The 6,708-nt window shown below is 48.8% G+C and carries 9 protein-coding genes and 3 pseudogenes; 10 read left to right on the forward strand and 2 right to left on the reverse strand.

Going from position 1 to position 6,708, the window contains the following annotated elements; translation table 11 throughout:
- The 9 genes and pseudogenes from ACOTXI_RS23905 to ACOTXI_RS23945 all read left to right on the forward strand — a co-directional run.
- Positions 1 to 560 (forward strand): annotated as a pseudogene (locus tag ACOTXI_RS23905) (IS5-like element ISKpn26 family transposase); the annotation flags it as partial.
- A 254-nt stretch (positions 561 to 814) separates the two neighbouring features.
- On the forward strand, positions 815 to 988 hold the full coding sequence (locus ACOTXI_RS23910) for a hypothetical protein (RefSeq protein ID WP_230683677.1): 174 nt from the start codon (positions 815 to 817) through the stop codon (positions 986 to 988).
- A 155-nt stretch (positions 989 to 1,143) separates the two neighbouring features.
- Positions 1,144 to 1,389: pseudogene (locus ACOTXI_RS23915) on the forward strand (hypothetical protein); the annotation flags it as partial.
- 127 nt (positions 1,390 to 1,516) lie between these two features.
- Entirely contained in the window at positions 1,517 to 1,837 is a 321-nt protein-coding gene (locus tag ACOTXI_RS23920) for a hypothetical protein (RefSeq protein ID WP_004197770.1), read from the forward strand.
- A gap of 55 nt (positions 1,838 to 1,892) precedes the next feature.
- Positions 1,893 to 2,201 (forward strand): hypothetical protein, encoded by a 309-nt coding sequence (locus tag ACOTXI_RS23925; protein ID WP_047353182.1) that lies wholly within the window; start codon positions 1,893 to 1,895, stop codon positions 2,199 to 2,201.
- A 27-nt stretch (positions 2,202 to 2,228) separates the two neighbouring features.
- Positions 2,229 to 2,558: a hypothetical protein gene (locus ACOTXI_RS23930; protein WP_004197773.1), complete on the forward strand. Its 330-nt coding sequence runs from the start codon at positions 2,229 to 2,231 to the stop codon at positions 2,556 to 2,558.
- Between the two features lie 48 nt (positions 2,559 to 2,606).
- A complete protein-coding gene (locus tag ACOTXI_RS23935; RefSeq protein ID WP_004197776.1) occupies positions 2,607 to 3,425 on the forward strand; it encodes a hypothetical protein in 819 nt (272 codons plus the stop codon).
- Positions 3,425 to 4,207 carry a site-specific integrase gene (locus ACOTXI_RS23940; protein WP_004197768.1) on the forward strand — a complete coding sequence of 261 codons (783 nt, stop codon included), beginning with the start codon at positions 3,425 to 3,427 and terminating at the stop codon, positions 4,205 to 4,207. The genes ACOTXI_RS23935 and ACOTXI_RS23940 overlap by 1 nt, the downstream gene beginning before the upstream one ends.
- Positions 4,208 to 4,373: 166 nt before the next feature.
- The gene (locus ACOTXI_RS23945; protein WP_004197772.1) at positions 4,374 to 5,336 is read left to right on the forward strand and encodes an Abi family protein; all 963 of its coding nucleotides are present in this window, start codon (positions 4,374 to 4,376) and stop codon (positions 5,334 to 5,336) included.
- A gap of 156 nt (positions 5,337 to 5,492) precedes the next feature.
- Here ACOTXI_RS23945 and ACOTXI_RS23950 read toward each other — a convergent pair whose 3' ends face one another.
- Positions 5,493 to 6,122, reverse strand: a complete 630-nt coding sequence (locus tag ACOTXI_RS23950; protein WP_004197775.1) for a YkgJ family cysteine cluster protein — start codon at positions 6,120 to 6,122, stop codon at positions 5,493 to 5,495.
- 224 nt (positions 6,123 to 6,346) lie between these two features.
- A pseudogene (locus ACOTXI_RS23955) lies at positions 6,347 to 6,604 on the reverse strand (hypothetical protein); the annotation flags it as partial.
- Between the two features lie 29 nt (positions 6,605 to 6,633).
- On the opposite strand from ACOTXI_RS23955, the gene ACOTXI_RS23960 reads away from it, so the two are divergent.
- Positions 6,634 to 6,708, forward strand: a 75-nt coding sequence (locus tag ACOTXI_RS23960; RefSeq protein WP_224261798.1) for a hypothetical protein, incomplete at its 3' end; no start/stop codon positions are given.

Below are 6,708 nucleotides of genomic sequence, written 5' to 3' on the forward strand. Positions count from 1 at the left end.
TGGTGGATGCCACCATCATTGAGGCACCCAGCTCTACCAAGAACAAAGAGCAGCAACGCGATCCGGAGATGCATCAGACCAAGAAAGGCAATCAGTGGCACTTTGGCATGAAGGCCCACATTGGTGTCGATGCCAAGAGTGGCCTGACCCACAGCCTGGTCACCACCGCGGCCAACGAGCATGACCTCAATCAGCTGGGTAATCTGCTTCATGGAGAGGAGCAATTTGTCTCAGCCGATGCCGGCTACCAAGGAGCGCCACAGCGCGAGGAGCTGGCCGAGGTGGATGTGGACTGGCTGATCGCCGAGCGTCCCGGCAAGGTAAAAACCTTGAAGCAGCATCCGCGCAAGAACAAAACGGCCATCAACATCGAATACATGAAAGCCAGCATCCATGCCAGGGTGGAGCACCCGTTTCGCATCATCAAGCGGCAGTTCGGCTTCGTGAAAGCCAGATACAAGGGGCTGCTGAAAAACGATAACCAACTGGCGATGTTATTCACCCTGGCCAACCTGTTTCGGGTGGACCAAATGATACGTCAGTGGGAGAGATCTCAGTAAAAACCGGAAATAACGCCAGAAATGGTGGAAAAAATAGCCTAAATAGGCTGATTCGATGTGTTTGCGGGAAAAAAATCGGCCCAGATCCGCGAAATTTTAATCAGCGAGTCAGCTTGGGAAGACATGATCTGCTTATTCGCACCTTCCTTAGCATACATGTTGATGTATCGGCCAGAGGTAGCCGCTCTCTGCCCTTCAGGATCAATAACTGTCTTATTTACCTTGTCCTCAATTCCGAACAGAAATTTTCACTTATGGTCAGTGCTGAATCCTTTGGTGAACTCAGGTTGTTCAGGTATCCGGATGGAACCCTTTTTAACACTTTCTACCGCAGCAACGGTGATCCACTTGAAGGTGTGATGAAAACGCTCTGGGAAATGGAGATGGAAATTACCGATACACCAGTGGTGCGGTTTGAACATCGCTGAGCAAAATTAAGGTGACCCCGGATGGGGTCGCTGTTAAATTGCTTTGTTGTTAATAATTAATTTGAATTGCGATATTTACAGCAATAATCCACTCATCACAACAATTCACTCTTTTTTGTGCTTATCCTGCAATAATCTCTCTCTTCCTCTCCTGAGATCCGAAAAGATGTTGTTCCGGATCTGCTTTCCGGCCTCCGGCGCGCTGCGGCCCGGCAACACAAGATGTAGCGGTGTTCTCAGCTGGCTGTGACGCTATATGTTGTGTCCTTCCCCTGCCCCGTGACCGGCCGCTCACCACCATAAAAGGGCGCTGTGGTTATTCCGTGTGCGTGGTACACTTCCGGAAACTGCGCAATAGCGTAAAAATCGGATCTCACCGGAACGGCTATCCGGTAATTTAATGACGTGGTTATATGGCTGCTTATTATCAGCCAGAGAATAATGACAATAGATAAAATCCCGATTTGTGACTGTCAGGTGTGTCATTAGGTAATGATTTAGTGGTGGGATTATTTAACAGGGTATTAAATGGATATTGATCAAGTTATTCGGGGCCTTATTAGCCAGGGCATGAATTCTGTCTGGGTATATCAAACTGCGAATAGTTACGGCAAAGAACTGGTTCAGTTGCTGGACGTGCAAGGAAACGAGCTGGCTTGGCGTTGGCTCTCTGATGGCTGCGCATCATGGCAGGCTCCCTCTTCAGTGATTGGGGGATATTTGAGCTTACCAGTAGGAGCAAGTGAATATGACCTCTCACAGGGCTTCGATCATGCGTCGTTCATTCTAGGCACTGAGGATTGTTCAAATTATTCAGAACTACCGCCCAGACCAGACTGGTGCCGCTAGGTCGCAAAAAGAATATGAATGGCGGGATTTTTAAGCAATTTAAGGAAGCAAAATTATGGGAATGTTTGATACGGTCAGATTCCGGTACCGGATGCCTGACGGAGTCACCGGGACGGACTTTCAGACCGACGACCTAGACTGCGATTGTGAATTTTACGAGATTTCCGCTGAAGGCCGCCTGCTTCGCTGGATGGGTGACGGTACGCGAACCGATACCTGTTTTGACGGGATGCTGACCCTCAGTGCCGATGACGGTTATCAACTGTATTTTGAGCACGGGACACTGGCGTGGATCGAGGTGTACTCGCAGGGCGACAGGCGCTGGCCGTTTGAGCCAGGCCGTTTTATGCCGGACCCGGCCTGACGGGATTTCTCGATACAAGGAACGCGAATGTGTGATTTATGCAGGGCGGACGGGAATTATTTCCATACGCCGGAATGTGTGTATGACCAGCTGGTCAGTGAGTACCCCGTGATGTGGCTGCGGGATTCGACCCGGATTGGCGCCTGCTACACCCTCCGTGAACTGCTGTCGCCGGAAGGGATGGTGCTGGCCATACAGAACGCGCCTCCCGTGACGGGATGGCGGCTGCGCATGCGGTATAACGAGGCCATTGATGAAGAGATTAACCCGCAGTGCGGGGACTGTATCGAGCTGGCCTCCAGGGCGGACGCCCTGCTGGCTTTTGAACCGTTCCGTGGAGACGATGCGGCAGTATGACCGGCTGGATTTTTCATTTACAGAACCATACAGAAGGGTACTGGCATTATGGGAAGCATGAAAGACCAGATGATGGATATTGAATCTGAACGATTTGATAAATGGCTTGCTGAAAATTATCCGGATGTTGTCCCCGGCTCAGAAGAATGGGAACAGGCCGCTAACCTGTACTACTGGGAACAGGAGTATCTCGCCGATCAGGCTCAGTGGGATCATGAACACGGGCTGTTTGTGGCTTCCCTGAACAATGTTCATCAGCGTTACCTGCACGCCAGCCAGGAGCTGAAGAAGCTCCATGCCCTGCTTGATGAAAAGCAGCCTGAACTGGTGTACAGAATGTCTTTCGTCCATGCCGTGACGGTCATGGAGGCGTACCTGATGTACTGCGCCAGAGCTCTGCTGGAAGAGGACAGGCCGCTCGAGAGATACTTTGAAGAGTATTACTTACCTTTTGCTAAGGTAGGCAAGAAAGAGAAGCAGGCGGCCCGCGAGATGGAGCTTACCAAGTTCCGCCCTGTGGCAAAGAATGTTGTTGCGAGTATGACGTTTCATAACGTGAAAACCATTGAGCGCTATTTCGGGACTGTGCTTCATATACCGCCCGTCTGGCCAATTGAGCCGCTGGGTATCATCGCAGACTGGCGAAACGATCTGGTACACCGCAACGGTGTGGATGAGCATGATGTGCCACGCGTGATATCAGCGCAGCAGCTGCATAGCGCCCTGCAGAAAGTGTCGGATCTGATAGAGGCTGCAGATCATTCCCTGCGTCTGGAAGTGGACTATTTTGGTAACTGGCGTAATGAAGAGAACCGGGAAATCATTGCGGGAGCACTGCGCATATCCCCTGGCGGAGAATCATCCTGATGACCGGACTTGTAACCCTGGGAGGGTATTCGACAACAGGTGCTCAGTTACCTGTTTCTATCGACTATCCAGCGGCGCTGGCCCTGCGTCAGATGGCGCTCGTTCAGGACGAACTGCCGAAATACCTGCTGGCGCCGGAAGTAAGTGCCCTGCTCCACTATGTACCCGATCTCCACCGCAAGATGTTGCTGGCAACCCTCTGGAATACCGGCGCGCGCATTAACGAGGCGCTGGCGCTGACCCGGAGTGATTTTTCCCTGACACCGCCCTACCCGTTCGTGCAGCTGGCCACGCTCAAACAGCGGACCGAAAAAGCCACCAGAACGGCCGGCCGTGCTCCGGCCGGTAGCCTGCCTCATCGTATCGTTCCGCTTTCCGATGCGAACTATGTCAGCCAGCTGGAGATGATGGTGGCCACGCTTAAAATTCCGCTGGAGCGCCGTAATAAACGCACAGACAGAACCGAGAAAGCACGCATCTGGGAAATTACCGACAGAACGGTCCGGACCTGGATAAGTGAAGCCGTTGATGCGGCTGCCGCCGACGGGGTGACGTTTTCGGTACCGGTTACCCCGCACACGTTCCGTCACAGCTACGGGATGCATATGCTGTATGCCGGCATCCCGCTGAAGGTGCTGCAGAGCCTGATGGGACACAAGTCGATCAGCTCGACGGAGGTCTACACGAAAGTGTTTGCGCTCGATGTCGCGGCACGGCACCGGGTGCAGTTCCAGATGCCAGGCGATGAGGCGGTGGCGCTGCTGAAGGGAAATGGCAGGTAACTAGACAGAACTATCTATGCCCAGAGGATGTATTGATTGCTCTTTTTTGAGTAATTTCCGTTGACGTGTTTGTCAAATGGAGTAGTATTAGTATTAATGATGCCTGCAACAACCCTTTGGGGAAGTTAGTGGGCTTTTTTTTTGCCTATTCAGGGATGATGCTGCGATGCCGACAACCCTTTACAGCAAGCCTTACCGTACACCTGCCGATCTGATTAACGACCTCAAGAGCAAAAAGCTTGAGTTTTTGGACGAGGCTGAAGCAGAAAATACGCTCAGCCAGATAAGCTATTACCATTTTAAAATTTATCTCCATCCTCTGTTAGATCCGGCAAGTCCGGGCGGAAAACATTACAGAAAAGATGAGTATTTTGAATATGGGGTTGAGCTATACCGCTTCGACGAAAAACTTCGTGTACTGTTGTTTGGCGTAATTGCGCGGCTTGAAGTTAAGCTCAGAAGCAGGCTTGACCATACACTTTCCGCATTCTCAAATGACCCTTTCTGGTATCTTGATAATACTTTTTTCTATACAGCGAAAGGCACTAAAATTATTGATGACATTCGAAGTAGAATACAAGGTGACTTTAATAAGGAAGGGGAGCTTTACGCGAGAAATTACAGGAAAAAATACCACAATAATTCGCATCCGCAATTCTCTAATCTACCCCCTTTCTGGATTGCCAGTGAGGTAATTACTATCGGTTGTCTTTTCAAGATATTCAGTGCGACTGATTTCTCATATTTTAAGGGATTGCCAGCACCTCATAACACTCTGCTGGATACACTCGCAAATGAGTTTGGTGCAAATGATTTCAATTCGCTGACGAACTGGGTTCAGCGTCTGCGTGACGTAAGAAATCGTGCCGCGCATCATAGCCGACTGTGGAACGCCAAACTTGCGATTCCAAGCCAGATAGCCAGTGAGTTGACCATACCCGCAGTTCACCAGTATCGACCATACTTGACGGTCTGCGTGATACACAAAATGATTAAGACACTAGACCTGGCGGGCATTGACTTAAAGGGTGATCTTCTTCGTCTTTTTGCTGGTAGCCATGCGGCGCAGCTGTATATGGCTGATACCGGCTTCCCGCAAGGTTGGGAAAACGATCCTTTCTGGAATTAAAAAGCGTTGTCAGCAAACAATTGATTCACTAAAAAGGCCGCGATGCGGCCTTTTTGGATAAAATCAAAACTGTGACATATCATAGCCGGAGCCAGTGGAACAGCGCGCAAAACACGCACTGTCAGCGGAACTGGACTGAAATATTTCCATGCCTGGCTATTTTATTCCTTTATGATTCCCAAAGAAGAATCTTATATCACTCTTCTTCCTCTTCCCATTTAGTTGGTCAATATAGTTTCGGAACTGATAAATTATATTTATGTCTTGACCACCTAAACTCCCATATGTCCTATGAGGTTCGTTTGGTGTTTCGCAGTACTTAGGGTTATCTACTGTGAAAAAGGTTCTACAATTGAAAGGTCGATATTCATATATGGAGCAGATTCCATCAGTTAAAAATGGGCAATCTGTATTGGTTTTTAATTTTCTTTGCTTGTTAGATACAATTCTGTGGGATGTATTTTTTTCTATAAAACTTGCTTCTAATGCCGTCATTTCGACACCTATTTTGCAACAGGCGCTGCAACCTTTCTGACATACTGTAAAGGTTGATGCAAACTCGCCAAAAGTATCAAGAAATCCATAAATCAAACTAATTTCCAAAAATGGATTATTCTTAACAGAATCCAGCTTCACCTGAAGAGTCTGACAGGCAGCTATGACGTTTTCAGGGATGTCTGGTAATACTCTTGTTTCATCCCTTTCAATGTATTTCACTTCAATTATTTCATTTTTTTTGGGGAAAAAACGTTGTAGAAGACGTTGTAAAAAATTAATCCATTTCAAAATAACTCCTTAGGCATGACATGAAGCAGCTGCACATTGCAAAAGCAGATTAAACGACACGGATCCAGTAGGCTGGTTCAACAACCCAAACTCCGCAATCATATGCGATAGCCCTACGATGACGGTTCATCAGCCAGAACGTCCAGGCGACAAACCGACTATTTCCACTATAGACGGTTTTATCCCCATCCAGCATGACAGCATAGCGAGGCTTTTTGTTCATATTATGATTCCTTATGTTGTTTACCTGGAATTATCGGAGCGTCCAGGTGGCAAGGCAACTCTGTATCAGAGGATATTTTACCCCGCGCAACCAGCCATGCGCGACGTTGTTCCAGCCATGTTTTGAAAGCGGGTGTCGCTTCGACTTTTTTCACTTCCTTCTGTTTCCAGGCTTTTACCGGGCCTGCACTGAGCGGCGCACCGAGAAATTCACTGATCGCTTTGTCAGTCCAAAGGCGAGCTTTCAAGCCACGTTTGGCTTTGTTGAATAAATCGAACTTTTGCTGAGTTGAAGGATCAGATCACGCATCTTCCCGACAACGCAGACCGTTCCGTGGCAAAGCAAAAGTTCAAAATCACCAAC

This window comes from Enterobacter cloacae complex sp. BZL2005 (assembly GCF_049238885.1).
GTDB classification, from domain to species: Bacteria; Pseudomonadota; Gammaproteobacteria; order Enterobacterales; family Enterobacteriaceae; genus Enterobacter; species Enterobacter roggenkampii.

What these genes read in the sequence shown, in the direction of transcription:
- ACOTXI_RS23910 (WP_230683677.1), top strand. Translation starts at nt 815, where the DNA reads ATGGTCAGTGCTGAATCCTTTGGTGAACTCAGGTTGTTCAGGTATCCG.
- ACOTXI_RS23920 (WP_004197770.1), top strand. Translation starts at nt 1,517, where the DNA reads ATGGATATTGATCAAGTTATTCGGGGCCTTATTAGCCAGGGCATGAAT.
- ACOTXI_RS23925 (WP_047353182.1), top strand. Translation starts at nt 1,893, where the DNA reads ATGGGAATGTTTGATACGGTCAGATTCCGGTACCGGATGCCTGACGGA.
- ACOTXI_RS23930 (WP_004197773.1), top strand. Translation starts at nt 2,229, where the DNA reads ATGTGTGATTTATGCAGGGCGGACGGGAATTATTTCCATACGCCGGAA.
- ACOTXI_RS23935 (WP_004197776.1), top strand. Translation starts at nt 2,607, where the DNA reads ATGGGAAGCATGAAAGACCAGATGATGGATATTGAATCTGAACGATTT.
- ACOTXI_RS23940 (WP_004197768.1), top strand. Translation starts at nt 3,425, where the DNA reads ATGACCGGACTTGTAACCCTGGGAGGGTATTCGACAACAGGTGCTCAG.
- ACOTXI_RS23945 (WP_004197772.1), top strand. Translation starts at nt 4,374, where the DNA reads ATGCCGACAACCCTTTACAGCAAGCCTTACCGTACACCTGCCGATCTG.